Source organism: Verrucomicrobiia bacterium (genome assembly GCA_019634625.1).
Taxonomy (GTDB): Bacteria; Verrucomicrobiota; Verrucomicrobiia; order Limisphaerales; family CAIMTB01; genus CAIMTB01.
In genome coordinates this window covers 95084-119188 of record JAHCBA010000002.1, presented here as the reverse complement: position 1 = coordinate 119188, position 24105 = coordinate 95084, and the positions used below count along the sequence as shown (strand labels likewise).

The 24105-nt window shown below is 65.9% G+C and carries 20 protein-coding genes; 8 read left to right on the top strand and 12 right to left on the bottom strand.

What is annotated here, in order from left to right; genetic code table 11:
• Positions 1 to 42: 42 nt before the first annotated feature.
• Positions 43 to 2154 carry an exo-alpha-sialidase gene (locus KF833_01550; GenBank protein MBX3743971.1) on the bottom strand — a complete coding sequence of 704 codons (2112 nt, stop codon included), beginning with the start codon at positions 2152 to 2154 and terminating at the stop codon, positions 43 to 45.
• A gap of 110 nt (positions 2155 to 2264) precedes the next feature.
• Entirely contained in the window at positions 2265 to 2960 is a 696-nt protein-coding gene (locus tag KF833_01545; protein MBX3743970.1) for a hypothetical protein, read from the bottom strand.
• 1116 nt (positions 2961 to 4076) lie between these two features.
• Here KF833_01545 and trpE point away from each other — a divergent pair.
• From trpE to KF833_01505, 8 genes are all read left to right on the top strand, one after another.
• Positions 4077 to 5603 carry an anthranilate synthase component I gene (gene trpE / locus KF833_01540; GenBank protein MBX3743969.1) on the top strand — a complete coding sequence of 509 codons (1527 nt, stop codon included), beginning with the start codon at positions 4077 to 4079 and terminating at the stop codon, positions 5601 to 5603.
• Positions 5604 to 5699: 96 nt separating this feature from the next.
• The gene (locus KF833_01535; GenBank protein MBX3743968.1) at positions 5700 to 7118 is read left to right on the top strand and encodes a Gfo/Idh/MocA family oxidoreductase; all 1419 of its coding nucleotides are present in this window, start codon (positions 5700 to 5702) and stop codon (positions 7116 to 7118) included.
• A gap of 120 nt (positions 7119 to 7238) precedes the next feature.
• Positions 7239 to 8633 carry a Gfo/Idh/MocA family oxidoreductase gene (locus tag KF833_01530; GenBank protein ID MBX3743967.1) on the top strand — a complete coding sequence of 465 codons (1395 nt, stop codon included), beginning with the start codon at positions 7239 to 7241 and terminating at the stop codon, positions 8631 to 8633.
• Between the two features lie 31 nt (positions 8634 to 8664).
• Positions 8665 to 9777, top strand: coding sequence for an SMP-30/gluconolactonase/LRE family protein (locus tag KF833_01525; protein ID MBX3743966.1), 1113 nt, complete (start codon positions 8665 to 8667; stop codon positions 9775 to 9777).
• Positions 9778 to 9787: 10 nt separating this feature from the next.
• A complete protein-coding gene (locus KF833_01520; protein MBX3743965.1) occupies positions 9788 to 10876 on the top strand; it encodes a Gfo/Idh/MocA family oxidoreductase in 1089 nt (362 codons plus the stop codon).
• Positions 10877 to 10898: 22 nt separating this feature from the next.
• Positions 10899 to 12620 (top strand): methyltransferase domain-containing protein, encoded by a 1722-nt coding sequence (locus KF833_01515; GenBank protein ID MBX3743964.1) that lies wholly within the window; start codon positions 10899 to 10901, stop codon positions 12618 to 12620.
• A 73-nt stretch (positions 12621 to 12693) separates the two neighbouring features.
• The gene (locus KF833_01510) at positions 12694 to 13470 is read left to right on the top strand and encodes a metallophosphoesterase (protein ID MBX3743963.1); all 777 of its coding nucleotides are present in this window, start codon (positions 12694 to 12696) and stop codon (positions 13468 to 13470) included.
• A gap of 186 nt (positions 13471 to 13656) precedes the next feature.
• A complete protein-coding gene (locus KF833_01505; protein MBX3743962.1) occupies positions 13657 to 14235 on the top strand; it encodes a hypothetical protein in 579 nt (192 codons plus the stop codon).
• A 98-nt stretch (positions 14236 to 14333) separates the two neighbouring features.
• Here the strand turns inward: KF833_01505 and KF833_01500 are convergent, their stop codons facing one another.
• The 10 genes from KF833_01500 to KF833_01455 all read right to left on the bottom strand — a co-directional run bounded on the left by KF833_01500 (position 14334) and on the right by KF833_01455 (position 24025).
• The gene (locus tag KF833_01500; protein MBX3743961.1) at positions 14334 to 14771 is read right to left on the bottom strand and encodes a type II toxin-antitoxin system VapC family toxin; all 438 of its coding nucleotides are present in this window, start codon (positions 14769 to 14771) and stop codon (positions 14334 to 14336) included.
• A complete protein-coding gene (locus KF833_01495; GenBank protein MBX3743960.1) occupies positions 14768 to 15034 on the bottom strand; it encodes a hypothetical protein in 267 nt (88 codons plus the stop codon). Before KF833_01495 ends, KF833_01500 begins: the two co-directional genes overlap by 4 nt.
• A 286-nt stretch (positions 15035 to 15320) precedes the next feature.
• Positions 15321 to 16205 (bottom strand): hypothetical protein, encoded by an 885-nt coding sequence (locus KF833_01490; protein ID MBX3743959.1) that lies wholly within the window; start codon positions 16203 to 16205, stop codon positions 15321 to 15323.
• Between the two features lie 36 nt (positions 16206 to 16241).
• Entirely contained in the window at positions 16242 to 17870 is a 1629-nt protein-coding gene (locus KF833_01485) for a sigma-70 family RNA polymerase sigma factor (protein MBX3743958.1), read from the bottom strand.
• 113 nt (positions 17871 to 17983) lie between these two features.
• On the bottom strand, positions 17984 to 18418 hold the full coding sequence (locus KF833_01480) for a type II toxin-antitoxin system VapC family toxin (GenBank protein ID MBX3743957.1): 435 nt from the start codon (positions 18416 to 18418) through the stop codon (positions 17984 to 17986).
• A complete protein-coding gene (locus KF833_01475) occupies positions 18415 to 18651 on the bottom strand; it encodes a DNA-binding protein (GenBank protein MBX3743956.1) in 237 nt (78 codons plus the stop codon). Before KF833_01475 ends, KF833_01480 begins: the two co-directional genes overlap by 4 nt.
• Before the next feature lie 138 nt (positions 18652 to 18789).
• Positions 18790 to 19110, bottom strand: coding sequence for a DUF971 domain-containing protein (locus KF833_01470; protein MBX3743955.1), 321 nt, complete (start codon positions 19108 to 19110; stop codon positions 18790 to 18792).
• 575 nt (positions 19111 to 19685) lie between these two features.
• Positions 19686 to 20870 (bottom strand): FAD-dependent monooxygenase, encoded by a 1185-nt coding sequence (locus KF833_01465; GenBank protein ID MBX3743954.1) that lies wholly within the window; start codon positions 20868 to 20870, stop codon positions 19686 to 19688.
• 11 nt (positions 20871 to 20881) lie between these two features.
• A complete protein-coding gene (locus tag KF833_01460) occupies positions 20882 to 22756 on the bottom strand; it encodes a LodA/GoxA family CTQ-dependent oxidase (GenBank protein ID MBX3743953.1) in 1875 nt (624 codons plus the stop codon).
• Between the two features lie 12 nt (positions 22757 to 22768).
• On the bottom strand, positions 22769 to 24025 hold the full coding sequence (locus tag KF833_01455) for a ferritin-like protein (GenBank protein ID MBX3743952.1): 1257 nt from the start codon (positions 24023 to 24025) through the stop codon (positions 22769 to 22771).
• Positions 24026 to 24105 lie beyond the last annotated feature (80 nt).

Here is a 24105-nt window from a genome sequence, read left to right as displayed (position 1 = left end):
CCGGGTCCTGGGGTCAGACCCCTGCTGTTACCATTGGCGGGCTCAGGGGCCGCGGAGTTCAATCACCGCCACCACCGCCCGGTGATCGGAAGGGTAGGGGCGCACCACGATGTCGGCGCGTTCGGGTCGTTCCCCGACCACGGTGGCGGAGGTTGCCGCGATGCCCGGCCCGGTGAAGATCATGTCGATGCGGTCGTGTCGGTCTTCAGGATCGTCCTCTCGGGTGATCGGAGTCCAGGTCCAGGCCGGATGCGTCACAGGATCCGGGTGCACCGCCCGGTAGGCATCGGTCATCCCCGCAGCGACGATCCGCCGGGTGGTGGGATACGGCACGGCCATTGGCGCCAGACCGGCCGCGACCGCGACCGGAGTCCAGTCCTGGTGCGAAGGTTCGTTGAAGTCCCCGGTGAGGACCACGGCGTCGCCGGCCTGGACCCGTGGAACGAGTTCATCGAGGAGCGCCGTCACGCCGGCCCCCCTGGCCGCCTCGGCCGCCTCCACAAGGGCGTCGGCCGTCTCGAGGAACGGCGCGTTGCCGTAGGGGATGCGCAGAAGCTGGTAGGGTTGATAGGGACTGGCGGCGAGATGGACGTTGAACACATGGAGGTGGCGTCCCGAGGGGAGCACGACAATCGCCCCCTGGCGTCCCGCGGTGACCCCGGCGATGGGAAATCGACTGAGGACGGACCGGCCGCCGACCTGAGGGGCGTGATTCCAGCCGAGCAGTTTGGCGATTTCCGCAGCGTTGTCGGGATGGGTGCCGTCGGGACGGCGTTGGCCGTGTCCTTCCTGAAGGCCAACGATGTCCGCCTGGGCGGCCTGAATCACCAGGGCGGACTGGGTCAACGGCTGGCCTCCGGACTCACCGCCAATCCAGAGGTTGTAGGTCATCAGGCGGACGCGGTCGGTGACGGTGACGGTGCCGGACGCGGCGCTCGATCGGGTGACGGCCGCTTCGGCCAGCCAGCCGGGCACCGCGCCGTTGCCGGTGGGTTCGCCGCCAAGGAGCCACGCCAGGTTGAACCGGGCCATGGTGCCGCCGCTTCGTGGGCCACCCTCGAAGAACAAATAGATCCAGCCCTCGGAGGAGGTGCCTGGGCGGCCGGCATCGATCGAGGAATAGGCGAAGGAGCCTGGATGGACTCCGCGGCGGACCGGCCAGGTCCGGCCACCGTCGAAGCTGGCCCAGACCATGCCGTTGCGGCGGCCTTCGGCGCTGTCGATGTTGCTGAAAACAAGGATGTCGCGGCCCTGGACCGGCAGACGCACCAGACCGCCCATCAGGCCGTAGGTGCTGTCGAGATTGCCGTCGGGGAGGATCGACGACTGCGCCGGGTCGGTCCAGGTGGCCCCCCCGTCGGAACTCCACGCCACCCAGCGATGCAGCGCCTCTGCCCGAGTGGGCGCCCAGTGACGTCGCGAGTTGTAGTAGAGGCGGCCGTCGGAGAGTTCGACGATCGCGGCCTCGCCCGTGCCCATCACCGGGAAGGGCTCGCTGGCCTGCCACGTTTTCCCGCCGTCATCGCTGTAGATCGCGTCCGTGTAGTGTCTGGGCCAGTGCTCCTGTGGGTAGTTGGCATCGGCGTACCAGCGACTGGGCCGGATGAGCCGCCCCCGATGCGGGCCATGGCGCAGGGTGATGCCGCGCTCGTTCATGTGCATGGCCGGGACGTTCCCGGCCTGATTGCCCCGGACGACGGTCTCCTGGGGTTGCCAGGTCCGGCCGTGATCGCGGGAACGATGGACGGTGAGGGGACTGGGGGGATGCCCGGCTTCCACAAAGGCCAGGATGTCGCCGCTCGATTCATCCACGATGACGCCGCCGCCCATGAAGCCCTTGCCGACGGGAATCTCGTCGCCCCAGGTCTGACCGCCGTCCTCGCTGCGGCGAACGACCACTCCGTTCCAGAACGCCAGCACGGAACCGTCACGGGCCACCACGACGTTCGGGAAGCGATCCCGGGTGAAGATCTGCTCGATTTCGAAGCGCGGGCTGCCGAGGAAGGCGTCCAGTCTGCCCTCGACAGCCCGGTCGGCGGCGGCCGACACGGAGACGAGGCAGGATAGAATGCCAAGGATGCGGCCCAGGCCGGGGATGGCTGCCGAAAGCCGGCCGGCCAAGCTCTTCACGATGTCGGTTGCCTTCCAGCGCATGCCGGAGCGTAGGCTCCAGTGCTTTCGGCGCTCAACCCAGCGGTGCCTCAAAAAAAGAAAAGGGCCCGCGGCAGTCCCGCGGGCCATGGGTTGCGAAAGGGGCTTGAGGGTCAGGCAGTCCGACGCCCGCGGCGTGCAACAGCGAGCAGGCCGAGCGCGGCAAGGCCGGTCAAACCGAGGGTCGAGCCGGCATCCGGCACCCCGCTGGAACGAGCGGAAATCTGAATGCCGAGGTTGACCGGCGGTTCGCCTCCGAAAGTGAAGAGCGCCCAGGGATCGCCCGGGTTCGGGTACCCGCGCAGCCAGTAGTCCTCGAAGCTGGAGCCTTCGCCAATCGGATCGAACAGCAGGGGGCCGCCGTCGGAACCGGCTCCGGTCGGATCGAAGTCCACACCGCCGAAGCTGAAGCCCACGCCCAGATAATCCGGCAGGATGATGCCGTTGCCCGGGATGGTCAGGGTGGTCCCATCGGTCGCGCCGATCGGCACGGTGCTCGAAAAGAGGAGGCTTCCCGGCGTGTTGAAGCCGAAGCTGCCCGGGGTCGGGGCTCCGTCCATCCGGTACAGGCTCACTGTCAGGGTTTCGTCCCCGTCGAAGTTGAACCCAGCGTACCCGACGGTGATGGATTCGAAAATCCGGGCCGAGCCGCTGAGCTGGATATCGTCGGCCACTTCCTCGTACGGGAATCCGCCGATGTAATTGCCAAGCGGGTTGACCAGATTGTTGTAGACGATCTGGGTGGCGTGAGCGCCAGTGGCCAGCGCCAGTGCCAACGCGGCGGTGGCCAGTTTGGTGGAATACGTCATGAGATGTTTCTTATGGACTGATTACGTGCGGGTTAGGATCGGGCTGCAGAATCGCCGTGGCGCAATTGAGCCTAACAAAATTGCATAACACCCGGCCCTTACGTGCGGCTTTCTACCCACTTTCATTGCAAGGCGTCAAGGGAGACGATCCTTTACCCAGAACCTCCCGGAAGTGGGGTCTGGTCGGCCGTGGGAGCCAGGTGCAGGATCTGTTTTTATCATATTGATGTTCAAAGTGTTATGGCGTCCATCGGCCTGAGGATCTCGAAATGCAGTTGACGGCGGTATGGGACCGAGCGCAGGCGGATTCGGCGAGACCATGGAAGGGGGCTCATGGCGTGGGGGGTCGATCGATCGGTGGATTTGGCAGACAATCGAACAGGTAATTTGTTGACTCAACGTCCCTGCCTAAGAGGCTGGCTGAAAACTGCAAGGAGCCCTGCGACGAGGGGTTTTGGTCCCGCAGCCGCGTGACGGTGAGGCCGGCGCATCCCCGCAGCGGGCTGTAACGGTCGAGCCAACGCAGGCCCAAGCCGAAAGAGCCGTCGCCCAAAGGGTTGTCGCGGAAAAGGCCAGGCGAATAAAGTTTGACACGGCCCGTATTGAGGCAGTGGCAGTAAAGTTTACTTTCACAAATATATAGCCATGCATTTATCAGTTTACGGATGCCAATACAACGAAGGCAAAGGCGGAGCGGAGGGATCGTCCACGGCGGCCCGAGGGAATGGGAATGGGAATTGGGGAGAAATGGGCTCGTATGAACTAGGACAACAAACTATGTGCCTGACGAATTGATCAACAACGTCAACAAATAAAGCGCCTGACTAATTGACGGATGCCAATACAACGAAGGCAAAGGCGGAGCGGAGGGATCGTCCACGGCGGCCCGAGGGAATGGGAATTGGGGAGAAATGGGCTCGTATGAACTAGGACAACAAACTATGTGCCTGACGAATTGATCAACAACGTCAACAAATAAAGCGCCTGACTAATTGACAACGACAACAAATTAAATGCCTGACTATTTGAAATGCCTGACTATTTGAGCCGACCCACATGGGGATCGCGGTTTCGCGATTTCCCGCGGAGGGGCCTTGCCCATACAGTCCGCGCGCCATGTATCAACCGTCGCGTGAGGCGTTTCGTGCCCTGGCCTCCCAAGGGAACCTGATCCCTGTCCGGAGGCGTCTCCTGGCCGATTTCGAGACCCCGCTGTCCGCCTACGCAAAGATCCGGGGGCAGGGCGAGTCCTTCCTGTTCGAGTCGGTGGAGGGAGGCGAACACCTCGGCCGCTATTCCTTCGTCGGGTGCAGTCCGAAGGCGGTGGTCCGGCAGCGGGGCGACCGGGTGGACGTCCTCGAGCAGGGCCGTCCGCGGGAGACGTTCAAGGTGGTCCCCGGGGCTCCGGCGGAGGGGGAAACGGTCCCGGATGGACTGGCGGTGGTGGAGCGGGTGATGGGGCGGTACCGGGCGGTGGAAGTGCCGGATCTGCCACGGTTCACGGGCGGGGCGATCGGGTTCCTGGGGTACGAGTTCGTTCACGATATCGAGCCGGTGGTGCCGCGGCCGGAACGGGACGAACTGGGGACGCCAACCCTCTATTTCCTGATCGCCGATGAGGTGCTGGTGTTCGACCGCGTGGCCCAGACGTTGACGGTGATTGTGAATGCAAGTCTCGACGGGGCCGGGGTGGAGGAGGCGTACGACGATGCGGTGGCCGAAATCGAGCGACTGGTGTCCCTGCTCGAGCAGCCGATCCAGGGCAGGCCGGTTTCCTTCGAGGAAGACGCCCCGGAGATGCCCTTCGTCTCGAACCAGGACCCGGAGCGGTTCCATGCCAACGTCGTTCGGGCCAAGGAGTACATCCGGACCGGGGACATCTTCCAGGTGGTGGGTTCGCAGCGGTTCAGCGGGCCGGTGACGGCCACGCCGCTGGATGTGTACCGGGCGGTGCGCTCGATCAATCCGTCGCCGTACCTGTTCCTTCTCGAACTGGAGGGGTTCGCACTGGTGGGCGCTTCTCCGGAAATTCATGTGCGGTGCGAGCACGGCCAGGTTGAGATCCGCCCGATTGCCGGCACCCGGCGGCGCGGCCGGACACCCGAAGAGGATCGGGCGCTCGAAGCGGAACTGCTCGCGGACCCCAAGGAACGGGCCGAGCACGTGATGCTCATCGATCTGGCCCGGAACGACGTCGGACGGGTCTGCGATTTCGGGACAGTGGAGGTCCGGGACCTCATGGTGATCGAGCGGTACAGCCACGTGATGCACATCGTCTCCGAGGTGGTGGGGCGACTGAGCGCAGGCCGGTCTCCGTACGATCTGATGCGGGCCACGTTCCCGGCGGGAACCTTGAGTGGCGCCCCGAAGATCCGGGCCATGCAGATCATTTCGGAGCTGGAACAGAGCACGCGCGGACCCTACGGGGGGTGCGTGGGGTACTTCGGCTTCAACGGGAACCTCGATTCGTGCATCACGATCCGGACGGCGCTGTTGAAAGATGGCACGGCCTACGTCCAGGCGGGTGGGGGCTGGGTGCACGATTCCACTCCGGAAGGGGAGTTCGCGGAGACGGTGAACAAGTCGAAGGCCATGCGCCAGGCCCTGGCCTTGGCCGAAGCGTTTGCCAGGGCTGAAGGCTGAGACCCACGGCGCCCCCGCCTTGACCCTTGAGCCGGAGGAAGGACTGGCTCACGCTCCCACGCTCAACCCCGAATTCCCAATCCAACACGCGTTCCCATGAACAAGCGCATTCCTCCTTCGGGTTCAACCCGCCGCCAGTTCCTGACCCGGGCCGGTGTGGCGGTCACCGCCGCCTCCATCGTTCCCCGCCACGTCCTGGGCGGGGCCAATGTCGCCGCCCCCAGCGAGACCTTGAACGTGGCCATCATCGGCTGCGGAGGACAGGGCCGAACGAACCTGCGGGAGCTGATGCGGTCGGACGACGTGCGGGTGATCGCCGTGGCCGACCCGATGGAATCCGCGGACTACGACCGCTTCTATTACCGTGGCATGGCAGGGCGGCGTCCCGTGAAGGCCGAGGTCGAGAAACGGTATCAGCCGGACCGGCCCGCGTTCCGTTGCGCGGAGTACGAGGATTACCGGGTGATGCTGGAAAAGGAGAAGGCGATTGACGCGGTGGTGGTGGCGACGCCGGACCATGCCCATGCCGTGGCAGCCATCGATGCAATGCGGCTGGGCAAGCATGTCTATTGTGAGAAGCCGCTCGCCCATAACATCTGGGAATGCCGGCGGATGGCCGCGGTGGCGCGGGAGACCGGGGTGGCCACGCAGATGGGCAACCAGGGACATTCGAGCGACGGCATCCGGCAGACGGTCGAGTGGCTGCGGGCCGGCGCCATCGGGACCGTGCGCGAGGTGCATGCCTGGTCCGATGCCGGGCGCTGGGTCACCGGGCGCGGACGCCCGAGCGACCGGCCGGACGTGCCGGCGGGGTTCAACTGGGACCTGTGGCTCGGGCCGCGTCCGGAACGCCCGTATCATCCGGATTACGCCCCGTACAACTGGCGCGGCTGGTGGGCTTTCGGGGGCGGCGCGTTTGGGGATATGGGCTGCCACAACATCGACAACGCGGTGTGGGCCTTCGATTTGGATGCGCCCACCAGCGTCGAGGCCTACGCCCCGGAACGCGTCGATGCCGAGCGCGTGCCGTTCTGCGCGATCTATCACTACCATTTCCCCGCGAAAGGCTCGCGCGTGCCGTTGCGGATGACCTGGTACGACGGCGGATTGCGACCGCCGGTGCCGGAGGCGTTGAGCCCGGACGAGATCCTCGAGGGCGGGGGTAACGGGACGCTGTTCATCGGTGACAAGGGTGTGATGTCCTGCGCCGGGTGGGGCGGGGCACCACGGCTGTTCCCGATGACGTTGCACGAGGAGTATCAGCGCCCGGCGGCCACGATCCCGCGTTCGAAGGGGCATCACCGCGACTGGATCAACGCCTGCAAGGGCGGTCCGGCGGCCAGCGCGAATTTCGAGTACGGGGCGCGCCTCACGGAACTGATCTTCCTGGGGAACGTGGCGCTGCGGACCGGCCGCAAGCTGTGGTGGGACGCCGAGGCGATGCGCGCCACCAACACCTCCGAGGCCGATCGCCACATCAAGGGCGAATACCGGCGCGGCTGGGAAATCTCCTGAACGCCCACCCTGCAACGCGTGACCATGCACCCTCCTCCGAACCGCGATGCCGCGTCCCCCGACGCCCCGTCCGAGACCGTCGGGTCCGCTCCGTCCGCCGGGACGACACCCGGCTCCGGGCTGTCTTCCAACCGCCGGACGTTCCTGACCCGGTCGGCGTCCGCACTGGCGGGATTCACCATTGTACCGCGCCACGTCCTGGGCGGGGCGCGGTTCGTACCGCCGAGCGAAAAGGTGAACGTCGCCCTGGTCGGGGCGGGCGGTCAGGGCCGGATCAACCTGCAATCCCTCTTCCCCATGGCGGACGTGCAGGTGATCGCCGTGGCCGACCCCGCGGAATCCTTCAGCCTCGAGGAGTTCTATTACCGGGGACAGGGCGGGCGCGGCCCTACCCGGGCGCTGGTCGAGAAGCATTACTCGGCGCGGACCCCGAACTTCCGCTGCGCGACCTACGAGGATTTCCGGGTGATGCTCGAACGGGAGAAGTCGATCGACACGGTCCTGTGCGCCACCCCCGACCACCTGCACGCCCTCATCTCCGTGATGTCGATGCGCGCCGGCAAGCATGTGTACTGCGAGAAGCCGCTGACCCACAACGTGTGGGAGGCCCGCACCGTGGCCCGGGTGGCACGCGAAACCGGCGTGGCCACCCAGATGGGGAACATCGGGCATTCCCTCGAAGGCATGCGCCTGACCTGCGAATGGCTCGCGGCCGGCGCCATCGGGAAGGTCCGCGAAGTCCATGCCTGGGTCGGTGCGACGCGCTGGAACAAATCCCTCACCGGCCGTCCCCCCGGAACCCCGCCGGTCCCCGCCGGACTCAACTGGGACCTCTGGCTCGGCCCGCGCCAGCCAAGGCCCTACCACCCCGCGTATTTCCCTGTTCAATGGCGCGATTTCTGGGACTTCGGTGGCGGCGCCATCGGCGACTTCGTCTGTCACGACCTCGATGCCGCCTGCTGGGCCCTCGACCTCGCGGATCCCCTGTCGATCCATGCCCGGCCGGCCAGCCAGATGGACCACGACATCTCTCCGCACGGGGAGATCTGCTACTGGCGGTTCGGGGCGCGGGGCGACCGGCCACCCGTGGAGGTGACCTGGTACGATGGCGGATTGCGCCCGCGGAACCCGGATGGCCTGCTGCCGGACGAGGATCTGCCGAGCCGGGGCAGCCTGTTCGTCGGGGAACGCGGGACGATGCTGTGCCCGGGACTGGGCGGGAGACCCAGGTTGCTGCCCGAATCGCTCGACGACAGCTACCAGCCGCCGCCGAAGACCATTCCCCGTTCGAAGGGCCATCACCGCGACTGGATCGACGCCTGCAAGGGCGGCCCGGCGGCCAGCAGCCACTTCGAATACGGAGCGCGTCTGACCGAGCTGCTGTTGCTCGGCATCGTCTCGCTGCGGACCGGCAAGCGCCTCGACTGGGATGCCGCGAACATGAAGGTCCGCAATGTCCCCGAAGCCGACGCCTTCCTGCGCGAACCCTGCCGTTCCGGCTGGGAGATCGCCTGACACGCCGCCCTCCAAGCCCAACGACCCCGCCATGACCGATTCGAACTCCTCCACGCCTGCAACCGGACTCGACCGCCGTTCCTTCCTCGGCACGGCGGCGACCGCCGCCGCCGCCGCGGCGCTGTCTCCCGCGGTGCTGGCCGCCCGGGACTACGGGACAGGTCAGCCGGTGCGCTACCCGGACCCGGACCTGATCGTGCTCGATCCGCGCTTCGGGAAATACCGTCTGGGCAACACGCCGATCCAGCGGTTGTACCACGACCCCAACATGCTCTGGGCCGAGGGCCCCGCGTGGAATGCCGTGGGCCGGTACCTCCTGTGGAGCGACATCCCCAACGACTGCCAGCACCGGTGGATCGAGGACGACGGGCGGGTGACGGTCTTCCGACGCCCCGCGGGCAACAGCAATGGCAACACCTTCGACTTCGAGGGCCGCCAGATCGCCTGCGAGCATGGGAACCGTCGCGTGGTCCGCTACGAGCGCGACGGGGGCGTCACCGTTCTGGCCGACCGTTGGGACGGCAAGCGGCTGAACGCCCCGAACGACGTGGTGGTGCATCCGGACGGCGGCATCTGGTTCACCGATCCGGGCTACGGCAGCATGATGAATTACGAGGGCAACAAGGCGCCCCTCGAAATCAAGGAGGCCGTCTATCGCATCGATCCCCAGTCGGGCCGCATGGACCTCGTCACCGACGAACTCGACAAGCCCAACGGCCTCTGTTTCTCCCCGGATTATCGCAAGCTGTACGTGGCCGACACCGGCCGCCCGCGCGACATCGCGGTCTGGGATGTCGTCGATGGCCGCTCCCTCGCGCGCCGCCGCCAGTTCGTCGCCATGGCCATGGAGAAGCGCACCGTCCAGGGCCGCTCCGGGCCCCGCACCCTCGGTGGCAACGGCGGGTCCGACGGCATCCGAACCGACGTGGACGGCAATGTCTGGTCCGCAGCGGGCTGGGTGGGCGACGGGTACGACGGGGTCCACATCTTCGCTCCGGACGGCGCACGGATCGGGATGATCCTGCTGCCGGAGATCTGTTCGAACCTCTGTTTCGGCGGGGCCAAGCGAAACCGCCTCTTCATGACCGCCAGCCAGTCGATCTACGCGGTGTATGTCGAAACCCAGGGGTCGCACCTGACCTGAGGTCTGCCCGATGAATCCGGCGACGCCTTCCCATCGCAGTTCCCTGGATCGCCGGGCTTTCCTGGGTGCCACGGTCGCCGCCACCGCGGGCACCGCGCTGTGGGGCACCTCCGCAGCCGGCCGGGCCGAGACACCGGATGCGGCGCGTCTGCGGATCGGGTTCCTGGGTGTGGCCTACTCCCACGCCGCCGAGAAGATCCGGCTGATGCGGACTTCCCCGGACTTCGAGCTGGTCGGCGTCTGGGCCGAAACGGAGGCCCTGGCCCGCACCTACAGCGAGCAGGATGTTCCCGTGCTGGAGCGCGACGAACTGCTGCGCCGCTGCGAGGTCATCGCCGTCGAGTCCGAAGTGCAGGCCCATGCCGAACACGCCCGCCTGGCTCTCGAAGCGGGCTGTCATGTCCATCTCGAGAAGCCGCCCGCCGAGACGATGGAGGATTTCGATGCCCTGGTCCGATTGGCCCGGGAGAAGGACCGGCTGCTCCAGGTCGGATACATGTGGCGCTACAATCCGGCCTTGCGCACCGCGTTCGAGGCGGCCCGCGAAGGCTGGCTGGGCGATGTCTTCCTCGTCCGGGCCGCGCTCAACAACAGTCTCGATGCGCGCCGCCGCGTCGAGTGGGCCGCCTTCCGGGGCGGGGTCCTGTTCGAACTCGGCAGCCATCTCGTGGATGCCATCGTGCGACTGCTCGGGCGGCCGGATCGGGTGGCCTCGTTTCTCAACACGCATGGCGGCGACGGCGACACCCTGGCCGACAACAACGTCGCGATCTTCACGTACCCGAAGGCAACGGCCATCCTCACCAGCGCGGCCCTGCAACCCAACGCAGGGGCGCATCGGGCTTTCGAGATCCTGGGGACGCGCGGCACAGCGGTGATCCGACCCCTCGAACCGCCCACGCTGCATCTGGACCTGGCCCGGGCCGTCGGGCCTTACCACGCCGGACCCCAGGCGGTGCCGCTGCCCGCCTACCGGCGTTACGTGGACGAGTTTCCGGCCCTGGCCCGGGCCATCCGAAGCGGCGAACCCCTGGAGGTCTCGCTCGATCGTGAACGGGACGTTCAGGAGACCCTGCTGCGCGCCTGCGGGGTCCTGTAATCCCCCCCACCCCTTTCCGGCCATGATCCTCGTTGCCGGCGAAGCGCTCATCGATCTCCTCCCCGTCGGCGACGACCGGACGCCTAGGCTCCATCCGGTCCCGGGCGGATCGCCGTTCAATGTCGCGCTGGCCCTCGGACGCCTTCGACAACCGGTCCGGTTCCTCTGCCGGTTCTCGACCGACGCCTGCGGCCAGCGGCAACGGCGCCTGCTCGAAGCCAGCCATGTCGATCTGGACGGCTGTCCGAGCACGGAAGCGTTGTCCACGCTGGGCTGGGTGACGTGGGACGACGCCCTTCAGAGCGCCCGGTACGCCTTCTACACCGAGGGCACGGCGGGTTGCGCGCTCGAGGCGACCGACCTGCCCGAACCTTTCCCCGAAGCCATCCGCGCGGTGCACGTCGGCTCGTTCTCGCTCGCCCTCGAATCGTTCGGTACCGCCCTCGAAACCCTGGTCCAACAGGCCGCCGGGCGCCTCGTCTCCCTCGATCCCAACATCCGGCCCTTCCTGATCCCTGACCGCGAGGCGTTCCTCGGGCGCTACCGGCGTCTCCTCGAACGCGCGGACATGGTGAAGCTCAGTCTCGAGGATCTCGAATGGCTGCATCCCGGCACCGAACCGGAACCCGTGGTCCGGCAATACCTCGACCGGGGTGCCGGCCTCGTCGTGCTGACCCGCGGCGGGGAGGGATCGACGGCATGGACACGACAGCACCGCGTGAGTGTTCCGCCGCCCGACGTGCAGGTGATCGATACGGTCGGCGCCGGCGACACCTTTCAGGCCGGACTCCTCGCCTGGCTGGGAACGCGGGAACGCTGGCGTCCGGACGGCGTGCGCGACCTGGTGCCGGCAGACCTCGAGGCGATGCTGCGATTCGCGGCGGAGGCGGCCGCGGTCACCTGCAGCCGGGCCGGTTGCGATCCGCCCTGGCTCGAAGAACTCACCCGCCGTGAACCCGGTACCGGGGTGGCGGCCCCACCGGCCAGTGAACCGCCACCCAGCCCCGAAGCACCCACCCCCGCCTCGCCCGGCGATCAAGCCGCGCCCGATGCGGCATCGCACGCCTACCAGGGTGAACCCGGCCGCGCCTACCACAAAGGCAAGCGGGGCTTGGATCCGACCGCCACCGAGTGGGTGTACCGGCTTCGTGCGGAGAAGTTCCGTCCCTGGGTGGAGCCCCACCACACGGTCTTCGAACTGGGCGTGGGAGCGGGTTGGAACCTCGCGCGTCTTCCCTGCGCGCGTCGGCTGGGTGCCGATGTCTCGACCTTCCTCGCCGGGACGGTGACCGCCCTTGGCATCGAGTTCCTCGACGATCCAGAGATTGTTCCCGAAGCCATCGCCGACGTGGCGATCTGCCATCAGACCCTCGAACACCTGATCGATCCGGCCGGGGCGCTGAGACAGCTCGGGCGCATCCTCAAGCCGGGCGGACGCCTGATTCTCCATGTCCCCTGGGAAGTGGAACGCCGCCACGCCCGGTACCGTCCCGACGATCCCAACCGGCATCTGTTCCACTGGACGGCCCAGTCGTTGGGGAACCTGGTCACCACCCTTGGCTGGCGCATGGAACACCTCGCGGTGCGGCGTTACGGCTACGACCGGCGGGCCGCCAACCTGGCCGCCCGCTGGCGCCTGGGGGAAACGGGATACCGCCTCCTCCGCCGGGCCATGATCGCCCTGCGCCCCCTGCGCGAAGTGGAGTTGGTGGCGGGGTCAGGACCCCGCGTGGTTGCCCACTAAAACGCGTGGAGAGATCCGACCCCAGAATGCCCAATCTCCAGACGTCCGGTACGAACGCAGCCTGCCTCCTGCCATGTCCCTGATCGGCACTCGTCGCGCCTGGTTGCGGGCCCTGCTCTACGGGGGGCCTCCGCTGGTGGCCGGGTACGCCTTCGGCATCGAGCCGCGCCGATTGCGGGAACGGCGGCTTCGGCTCTCCGACCGGCCTACCGTACGCTTCGCCTACTTCACCGATCTCCATTTCAAGGGAGATCCCCGACTTCTCAACCGGGTGGTCAGCCGGCTTCGCGCCATGCGCCCCGAGTTCGCCTTGTTCGGTGGGGATCTTGTCGAGAAGGCCGACCACCTCGACGCCGCCCTGGAGGCCCTGGGCAGGGCGGGCCTCCCCATTTTCGGCGTTCCCGGCAACCACGACTACTGGAGCGGTTCCGACTTCGACCGCATCGGGGAGGCGCTGAGGCGAACCGGCGGCGACTGGCTGCTCGATGCCAGTGCGAGGGTCCCTGTCGGGGCCGGGCGGGGTCACGTCCGGGTCAACGGCCACACCTGCCAGACCGATGTCGTGCTGCCGCCCGAACCCAACCAGAAGAACTTCGCGCTCATCCATTACCCGAAATGGGTCGAGCGACTGCCGGTCGGGTACGACCTCATCCTCGCCGGGCATTCCCATGGTGGCCAGGTTCGGCTCCCGTTCTTCGGCGCGCTGGCCAAGCCTTCCGGGGTCGGTCGCTACGAATGGGGCCGGTACGACACCCCGGCCGGGCCCCTCTATGTCAGCAGCGGCATCGGGACCTTCCACCTCAACGTCCGGTTCCTCTGCCCGCCGGAACTGGTCTGGATTGATGCGTAGGCGACTCACCGGGGTCAGATCTCTGAATTTGACATTTGCCTTCGCGCGACGGTCCAGCCCTTCCCATTGGTTCGATTCAGAAATGTGGACCTGCATCCCGGCCTGCAACGCGCTGTCGCGGGCGAACGCTGTGGCTTCTTGGAAGTCGTTCGCACCATTCTCGATTCTGCGGAGGGACGACGCACGATGGTCGGGCGGTTCGAGCCCAGTCCTGACCGTCAAGGGACTGCCAACGCCCCTCTGAGTGACCTCTACCTCTCCTCGGCTCCAAGGGGTTGGTTGTATGCCAGCGCCGCCGCTTTCTCGGGAGCATTGCGTCAACTGGAGACGACCCCCGCGGATCAACAGCATTCCCTCATCGCTTCCTGGCCTCCCCCGGCGCCTTCCGCCTCTTCCCGTTACCGGCTGTATCGGGCGGCCCTCAGTCCGGGGAAGGAACCCTACATCAGCAGTCTGGCCAGGGCGCCGGCCCAGGCCCTCCGCGCCCAGGCCCAGGCCCGTCTCGCCATGACCGCGTGTGTCCTCGAACGCCATCGCCTTGCCGAAGGGACCTATCCGGAGCGCCTCGAAGCCCTCGTCCCCACCGGGTTCGCTTCCGTACCCTTGGATCCCATCGACGGCCGGCCCTTGCGGTATGCCCGGGAGTCCAATGATCGGTTCCGGCTATGGTCTCTCGCCATCGATGCCCGGGACGACAACGGTTCGATGGAGCACTCCCCCGACGTCCCCTTACGTTCCATGGATTGGGTCTGGTCCTGGCCGTGAAGGCGTCGGGGTCAGATCTCTGAATTTGACATTTTGCCTTCCTGGCAGATCTGAAGGCTCGCAAATGTCAAATTCAGAGATCTGACCCCGATGATCAGTCAGGCCCCGGCCTTCAATGGGTTCAGCCAACGAAGACCGTCGAATCGCGCGAAATCATGGTCGGAGCTGTGCAGTTCGGCCTGATGTTCCACGGCAAGCGCGGCGAGTTGGGCGTCGGTTGTCAGATTGGCGGCCGTTCCGAGCTGGATCAGATAGTCCATGAATAGTCGCTCGAAACGGGAGCCGGGGTACACGACCCGGACCGGGGGTTGGGCCAGCCACGCGCGTACGTGGCGGACGGTGGACGGAACATCAAGGGGGGTAACCAGGATTCGGGGATGAGTGATGAGCCGGATGAAACCGCTGATGGTGATCCAAGGGAGCCCGACCGGCCTCTGACCGTTCAGCAGATTCTCCCACCATTCCTTCGCCGGCAGGTGTTGCGGAGCCTGATCGTTGTACGCGTAGATGAGGAGATTGACGTCGGGAATGATCATGTCCGGGGTCCTTGCTTCGCCACGAAGGCCTCCACATCGAGTTCATCCACGAGTTGATTCAGGCGGGTCGGATCCACGCCGGGTTGCAGGCGGGAGGAGTGGGGCTGGACGCGGAATCGAGGCGCGCGCCGCGGCGCCTCCATGCCCAGCCCCTTTCGCAGCGCTTCATTGACGATGACCTTGAAAGAGCGCTTTCCCAAGGCGGCTTCCTGCTTCAACCGGTCGGCGACTTCCGGATCGAGGGTGAGGGTGGTACGCACCATGCCACCGTGCATCACCTAATAATGATGTCAAGGCATCATCAAAAGGGCGTCATTTTCAGTGGATACTTGGGGAGAGGTGCCGGCTTCTTGAAGCGTCGGCGGGGAGCGCCGAGTTCCACGAGGCCGCAACGGTGGGGAGCGTTGGGGTCAGAACTCGCGGAGTTCGTCCCTCCAATTCGCTGCCTCCTCAACCACGACTCCGGGATGCACCGGAGCTGGACATGCGCGCTGCCAGAGCCGCGGGGACGCGGATACGGATTCAGGGGCTTGGCCTGCGCCTGCAGAATCACTCGGAGGAGTCCGGGTTCAGGATCGGATCGAACAACGGGAGGATGTGGGCGGGAATGTAATCTCCCAACGCGATGTCGCCCCACACGCTGTGGTGACTGGTGCCCCGGCGAAACACCACGGAAGTCTGGCCCTCCTCGGTTCTCAATACCGAGATGAGCAGGGGCTCCGTCGCCGTCGCGTCGAAATGCTGACTTAGCCAGCCTTCGGAGGCTTCCAGAAGGATTCCCATCCTTTGCTCCCCGAGATGCGCCTGGAGCGCGTCCCGAAACTGCTGCTGGAGTGTCTGGCCCAGTTCCCCCATGGGCTCCACCTGAATCGTCCATTTGCGCCCGGGCTGATCGAGATGCTTGTCCGGATGTTCCTCGATGGGATGCGATCGAGCCGCCTTGGCCGCCCGGAATTCCTGCATGAGACCCTTCAACGTCCGGTTCAACGATTCCAAACGCTCCGGCGCCAAGGTCATCACGGCCGCCACATCGGGATGCAGGGATCCGTCGGGGTTCAAACCGCTCGGATGCAGGCGGGCCAGGGTGTCCTTCGACAACCAGATGAAGGGTGAGTCCGGTTCCCAGGCCGGCCATTGTGCGGGAGCCTGGTTCCATGTCGTCGCCTGGACAGTCTCATGCATCGCTCCCGCGAGTCCTGCCGCTCTGGCCGTCACGTACTGCCGAGCCTGACGAACCTCCGAGTATTCCCGACGCAGAATCTCGAGCCGTTCCTTCTCCTCCGCCAAACCGCTTCGCGTTGCCGCAAGCTGCTCTTCCCGAGGCCGGTTGGATTGCTCCCACCTTTCTCGCGCTTCGGCGACCCGCCAGCAACGAATCAGTCCCCACACCCCCAGCAGCAGAATTGCTCCGAGGAGATACGGGTTGGGCTTCATGACCGGAGTATTGTCGGGAAGGCGTGGCTCGACCGCTCATTCCCCTGGGGGCACCGCCTGCACCGATGGGGTTCCTGGCGCGTGCGGTCCGAGACGTGCCGCATCGATCCAATCCTGAAGGTGAGATCTGAAAGAGTCGGGAACATCCTCGACATGGCGGATTCCCGACATGGTGTACTGCAAGCCCGAGTGCCCCCACCGAAGGATGGGATGCTCCGGATCCCATCCATCCACCGGCGCCACCCGCACCCGATGCTTCCCTGGAAGGACCAGCATGCCCGAGTTCACTCCGCGATCCTCGTCATCGACGGGAATCCGATTTTCCAGGCCATGAAGCAGGAGTTCATAACGCTCTTCATCCAGGACGAACTTCAATTCGTCCATCAGGCGGCCTCGCAGAACCCGTATCGCGTCCCCCACATCGTCCACTTCAAACACCCGAACGCCGGTCGCCCCACCCCAAGCGGTTTCCTCCGCCGACGGATCCACCGGACGGGTCGAGGTCGCCAAAGCCTGGTGATAACCGGCCAGAAACTGATGCACCGCCTCCTGAATGGCCGTTGCTTCCCCGGGAGTGAACTGAAGGACTGCCATCATGTCGTGCGAGAGGTCACCCCGCAGGTTCGCCAGCGCATCCACACCCATCCGGCGCACCAGGTCCTTGGGCACCCGGGCCAGCGGGGAGGTATCGTCCCAGCGGTAAGGTTCGGCAGGCGCCAGAGAGGCGAGATGCCCATGCATCTCGGACACCCTGAACTCGGCCTCTTGCAGGTGGCGTCGCTCCCTGTCAATGGCGGCACGCAACTGCCGGCTTTCCCCTGTCACCGCGTTCCACTGGCTCGCCAACGTGCGTTGTTCCGTCAACCACCGCTGCTCCGCCCCTTCGAGTGCGGCCAAGGAGCGCTCCTGCCACACCCACGGAACCACCACAAGAAGCCCACATCCGACCATCACCGGGATTTTTGGAAGGTTCATCAGATTGAGTAGAAACAGGTTCAGTCCGCCCGCCACGTTTCCCGCAGAAAGACCTGCAGTGGTGGCGGCCACCGCCAATTCGGCTGGCGCGGCCTGCACCGACGCCTGACCCAGGACCGCAACACTCTTCGCCACAGGCACCGCCCATCCCTGCGACCGAAAATACGTGCTCAGCCGCTCAAGGGCCCGGGACACCCGCTTTCGGGCGGCGTCTTCGTCCACACCCAGAACGGCCCCCACTTCCCGAAGGCTCCTCTTCTCCAGGTACCGCAACACCACCGCCAACCGGTCGTTCTCCCGAAGGTGCAACAATGCCTCGTCCAGTAACGGAACCAGGTCCGGATCGGCCGGATCGCCGGCCTGGGGAACAACCGATGCCAACCGAACCGCCGCCTCCTCCCGCCGACGTCGACGCAACTCCGCACGAATGACTGCCTTCGCCTCGAGGATTGCGGTCCGGTGCAACCACCCCGCCAATGTCGCATGCCCCACCAGGCGGGGAGCCTTGCGCGCCAGGGCGACAAAGACATTCTGGACGATCTCCTCCGCCAGATTCGAATCCCCGACCTGCCGCAGGGCAGCCGCATAGACAAGATTCACGTGCCGTGTGACCAATGCCCGAAACGCCTCTTCCGAACCGTTCCGCACATAGGAGTCCACCAATTCCTGGTCAACGACCACGGTATCCATCTCGCCCGGAATACTGCCGGTCGCGCGCCAAACCGGACAAATCTTCCCCTCTCGGGGTCAAGTCTCTGAATTTGACATTTCGCCGTCCCGCCGCGCCCTGCGGGTCCCGATGGTCAAATTCGGAGATCTGAGCCTGACGTGAACGGATTCAGCACCCGTGCCCCGGTGTTGCGAAAACCATCCGCATCCCGGGTGACGACCGTCAGATCGTGAACCAGGGCCGTCGCAGCCAACAGTGCGTCGACGGGCGGTACAGGTTGGCGCGAGCCGAGGCGTCCCCACTGGTCCGCGACGCGCTCGTCCACGTGCAACACGCGGTCCGAAAACACCGTGGGGATGCCATGAAGCCACTTCTCCAATGCCCGAGCCTGCTTGAGGTCGCGCAGGCGGATTCGCTCGACCCCCCGCCTGATCTCGCCGAGCACCACGACACTGACAAACATCGCTTCGGCGGAGGTGCCTTCGACCCATCGACGCACTCCCGCATCGCAACGCTGCTCCTTGCGCAGTTCGCTCAGGAGGTTCGTATCAAGCAGAAAGCCGCTCATAGCTCAACGGGCCGCTCGATCTGGGGCCCGCGGGAAAAGTCCTCGTCATCCCCCACGTTGGGCATGGCGAGCAGGTGGTCCTTGAACGACCGGCCCTTCACCGACGAGCCGAGCAGGGCCTCGCGCAGGATTCGGCGGTGCTCCTCCTCCATCGAGACCCCATGCCTTCCGGCCCGCTCCTTGAGCTTTCGAACGACCTTCTCCTCAATCTGTCTGACCAGAAGCTGTGGCATGGCGATGGCGTCCTCCGTTGTGCTAACAACGCTAGCATGGCGGGTCGCTGCGGCGGAAGGACGAAAGCCTCCCGGGGTCAGATCCCTGATTTTGACATTGGCCGTCGCACCGCGCCCTGCGGGGCAAGATTGTCAAATTCAGAGATCTGACCCCGATGACGCCATGGCGCCCAGGCGACGGAGGTACTCGTAGCTGAACAGGCCGGTGTTGTGGCCGTCGCCCCAGATCGGCTGCACGGCGTAGCCGCCCACTGGTTCCAGGCGGACGAGGGTCATCCCGGCCGGGGTCAGGGGTCGCTCGGGACCGCGATAGACGTTGCCGAAGATGTCGCGTTCCCCGCCGCAGCTCGCACACGGGCAGTGGCGGCGCAGGGTTTCCAGGGGGATGAAGCTCTCCGTGCCATCCTCCCAGCGGATGGCCAGTTCGTTGCCGACAACCTGTAGATCCAAGGGGCGCATGACGATGGGCGATGGGCGATGGGCGATGCCTGCCAGCCGGGAAGAGCTTGAACGGCGGCACGCGGAACTCAATCCCGCGATGCCCTTGGCTTACGGCGCGGCGGCGCATTCCTGGCGTCTTTGGGTCGTGGCGTGAGGATGCGGCGAGGCGGTTTCATCGAAGGGTGCAACGCGACGCCTGGTGCTCACGCGAAGACGCGAAGACGCAAAGGAAGCGGGGGGTGAAGGAACCCGGGCATTCGCAAGGGAACTTCGCCGGGGGAGCTGAACGAGTCTTCGGGTGGTGGTGTGGCGGGAGGCGGGACGGTCGAGCCTGATTTCCCTGCGTCAACCGATGGGCCGCTTTGGGGCCCGCCGGTTCGCCAGTCAAATGGCCAAACGTCAGACGCTTTGGCGTGTCGGGGCGGATTTGGGAGGCTCACGCTGAAGCGTGTACACCCAACGGTCCATCCGATCCCACCTCTCCGCTTTACTTCGGAGGGCCGGGTTCCACGAGTCCTCAACCCAACGCTCCACACGGTTGCGGCCTCGTGGCACCCGGCCCTCCGAAGCGACGCTTCGCGAAGTTCGCAACTCTACCGAAGAATCCGGGATGCACTGGCCTCGTATTCGCTCTGGCGTCGCCGCCAGTACCGGGACGTGCGCCAGTCGGACACCATGGCGTAGCGGGCTCGACGCTCGACCAGAAAGCGCTGCCAGACATGGTTGGCACGTCTGCCCCAGGCCCTTCCGGCGGTGCCCGGTGAGGCGCCTTCGAGCCAGGGCAGCAACACCTCGGACGCAGCCGCGATGCCATCGCGCAACGCGCCGGACAGGCCCGATGAAGTGAGTGGGTCGAGGCTCATCAGGGCGTCCCCGACGGCGAGCCAGCCGGGCCCGGCGATACGATCCAGACAACCGCTTTGCGCGGCGAACGTCCGGATCGCGGGGGGTGCCTGACCGGTGTCGGATGGCGGGACGCCGAGGGCTTGGAGAACCTGGGTGTGGTCCAGGGCTTCCCGCCATGCAGTGGGTGTCCGCAGATTCCGGGCCAGATCCATGTCGGTCATCAGGCTTAGCATCATCGGGCCATCCGGCGGGGCGGAGGCGTACCACCACCCGCAGGGCACCGCTTCGACCAGAACGCGGCCGGCCAGCAAGTCGTCGATCCGTGCCGGTCGGGCCCCCGGAATTCGGGCGGCAAGGGCCACCTGATCATCGATGCGTTGACGTCTGGCCCCGAGCTGGCCTCGCGCGAGAGCGGCGCGGCGTCCCGAGGCATCCACCAGCAAACGGGTTTGCAGCGTGACAGGCGGGCCCGGTGGACGCGTGGAAGCGACCGGCTGCAACGTCACGCTCCAGCCGTTCCTGATGCGCACTGCCTCCCGCAATCGGAAGGGCTGGAGGAGTTCTGATCCCGCGGCGACGGTGGCTTCCCGCAACTGGTCGTCGAACCGCTTCCGGTCCACCAACCAGCCGGGGGGATGGCCGCGACGGACGAAGTCGTCCTGTCTCATCGGTTCTCCCCAGGCCGAGAGGTTGCCCAGATACGGGTGGTGCCCCGGAGGCATCCGGACTCCCAATTGCGCGAGGAGGGCGGGCACATCGGGCGTGGCCGACTCGCTGAGTCGCCAGGCGGTTGAAGCGGGCGGCGTCACGAGGGCGACGTCCTGAACGCCCGCCCGAAGCAAGGCCAGGGCCGTGGCGCAACCTGCCGGGCCCGCCCCGACAATCAGCACGTCCAGGAGTCGGGCGCGGCCGGTAGCCGCCGGCGGGCTCATGGTGGACCGGGCTACTTCGGGAAAAACGGTCGCGGCAGGGTGCGCGCCACCTCGACGTATCGTATGTCCTTGTCGTGTTTCCCGGAAGGCGCCCTGGCCGGGTCCGGTATTTCCTTCTTCATGACAAATCCCAAACCGGACCAGTACCGCACCATGTCAAGGTCGTCGGCGAAGCTGATATAGTCGGAACGGATCTGGTCGAAGTCGGTGCCGACCCAGGCGACCTGTCCTCCGGTCGTCTCGGTGGGAACGGGTTCCGCCTTCACCGCCATGGGATGCGGGGGGCGCGGTCGAGTGGGATCCAGATAGACGTACTCGGGTCGCTGAGCCGGCCACCACCACAGGACCCGGCCGTCGATGGGTTGCGACGAGCATTCGTTGAAGTCCGCCTGCCAGGGCACGGCCATGTACCGGCTCAAATCACCTGGCTGCATGTGGGCGGGATCGAACGTGAGCCGCAGCGGACCCTCGGCCGGCAGTTCCGCATTGATGCGCATCGGGTCGTCGGGCTGGTAGATGTCCGGGTTGCGCGAGATCCAGGTCATCTCGATGCCGGGCGAAAAGGCGCCACCCACGCAGTTGTCGAGCACGGCCCGCGTCAATGCATCGACTGCATGGGTTCGATCAGGCTCATTGACGAACCAACCTTCGGCCCACTGCTGGAGGAAGAAGTACTGGGTGTCCGTGAGGCGAAGATACTTGGAAGTGAGTGAGTCCAGGTTGAGCGCGTTGTCACCGGCCAGGAACGGCATCATGGTGCGGCCCGCCGGGCCGACGATCTGGTTCTCCGCGCTGGGCGGGCGCAGGACCCCAAGGATCCATCGCCGCAGGCCGCCCGCCGAGTCCGGCTGGCCGGGTACCGGGACCTGGCCGAGCAGGGTCATGTCGAAGCGGTGGGCCTTCGGGGGAATGGCGGCGACCCAGGGGTAGAGCGTGGCGCGCTCGATCAATGGCGCGATCTCGGTGACAAAGTTGGGGCGGTAACCCTCGGGCCCCTGGCACCAGAATCCCCCGGACCAGATAGCCGGGTGGTGTCCGCTGCGGACGGCGGTGTCGAAGATCGTGTCCCACAGGGTGACGAGGTTGGGGATCTGTGGCGCGTAGGCGGGCGGAGCCACGATCACCCACGCCGTCCCGGCGTCGATGCGGGTGCCATCGTGGAGCGTCACCACCGCCCGGAGCGGGCCGTCCGAGGTGTCGTCCCACCAGTCGTCGTTATTGGCGTACTCGGCGATGGCGGGGACGGAACGGCTGGATCCGGCCTTGCCCAGTCCGCCCAGGAAGATCAGGCGACCCTCCGCATCGGTGCGCAACTCGCCCAGGGTGTCGATGGAAATGGGCGGATGCTCAACCGGCTTCGTGTCCTTGTTCTCCTTGGTCTCTTCGGGCCATTGATAGAGCAATGCGGGAGGAAACGTGGCGCCCTGGTATTCGGGCGGGACGCTTTTCCGATCGAATGCCTGCGGTCCGGCTTTCGCGCCGCTGATCTTCCGCGGGCCGGGATCGATGATCAGGCTCGACCGATCGGTCACGTGAGCGTTCCGGAGGGGATGATTGCTGGCGTAGCCGTGTTCTCCGGCGTTGGTTTTGAACTCGTACCAGCTCGCCTTCTTGTTGGCGACGTGCACGGTCCATTCGATGCTGTGGACATCGGGCGTTTTGAGTGTCACCTCCTCCGGACCCTTGTCCGTATCGCGGAAGATACGGAAACGCGCCGCCTGCCGGCACAACCGGCCGTCCGGGTCGCGGAAGTCTTTCTCCGTAAACGGGCGACCATCGGGATTGATTGGAAGGCCGCGGTAGGTCTCGGGTCCGATGTAGTACTGGCATGGGGCATCGCCCACGCGTGCTACGGCAATGGGCGGGTAGATCCGGTAGCGATTCATGGCTGTGTCGGTTCAAGTGGCAGACGTCAGGGGAGGTGCGGCGAGATGCCGCCAGGCGTCGAGGGCATGGGCCAGGGCCTGCGCGGAAGGGGTCTCGGGTGCCCCTCCGGAAAGCAGCCGTTCCAGGCCCTCGATGCACTCCCCGCAATCCTCCTCCTTCCGCTCCATGGGCAGGTACGTCCAGGTGGGCGCCGCGTTGGGGCCCACCGAGGCGTCCCCTCCGGCGTGCGCCGGTGTGTTCATCAGGCTCACTGCCAGCCCCGGAAGCACGCGGTGCATGAGTTGCAGAACGATTCCGAAATATGGGTCACCCTCGTTGGAAAAGCTCCTCTCGAAATTCACCAGCATCAGGCTGTAGGCTCGATTGAAAGCCTCGGCCAGCTGACGCGCATCGGGGTTGCTGAACTGATCGAGGCTCGGGTCCGACAGAATGGGCAGCGTCTCGGGAAACGTCGTGGTCGCGAAGGCAATCTGCCGGAACTTCATGAAATGGCTCATTTCCTCGGGCGTCCCGATGATCGGACCGTAGGTGCCATCGGTGCGTGGACCGTAATGGTTGTAGGCCCCGAAAGGTTCGACCGGTACCAGGGGCTTTTCCCCTCCCGGTACGATCCCTTCGCCCTGCTCGACGATCTGTTTAATGGCGTGAAGGGCGCTGGCCTTGTCAGTCACCTCGACCACCTGTCCCCCGAATTTGCCGAGGTAGATATCGGTTCTCTGCCGGCCCCGGCACTTCCCGGGGGACACCTCGAATGGATTGCCGGGGTAAGCATCGATCGCCTCCCGGAGCGCCCCGTACAACTGGGCGATGCTGTCGTACCGGTCATCCTGCGCGGGAGCACCGCCCGGCGCCGGGCTTTCGATGGCTGCGTACACCTTGTTGAAGACCTCGGCGGATGCCCGGAAGAGACCGATCCTGGGCGTGGTGGCTTCATTGGCATGCGGCAGATAGCCCGGGTAAACGGGCGCGGCATCGTCCGTAAAGCGTGGCCGGCCCCCGAGGGCCACAACCAGGTTCGCCGCCAGATTGGCATGGAACATCTCCTCCATCACCACCGACCGCAGCGTTTGATAGGCGGCGCAACTCCTGTCGGCGATGGAATACATCCCGGTCAGATAGACCGGAATGGTGGCGAACTCGACCTGCAAGGCGAGCTGGGCGAAATCAATCAACTGCGTCCGCCTCTCTTCACAGTTGCGGTCGCGGCCATGAATGAACCTGGCAAAAATGGCACCGAAGGGGCACCGACTGCGCGGAGTGGAAATCATTGGGGGGATGATTGAGGAGGGGCTTCGGGGGGAGGGGGCGAGGGTGATGTCGAAAAATGCCCGGGAACGCCGACGATCAA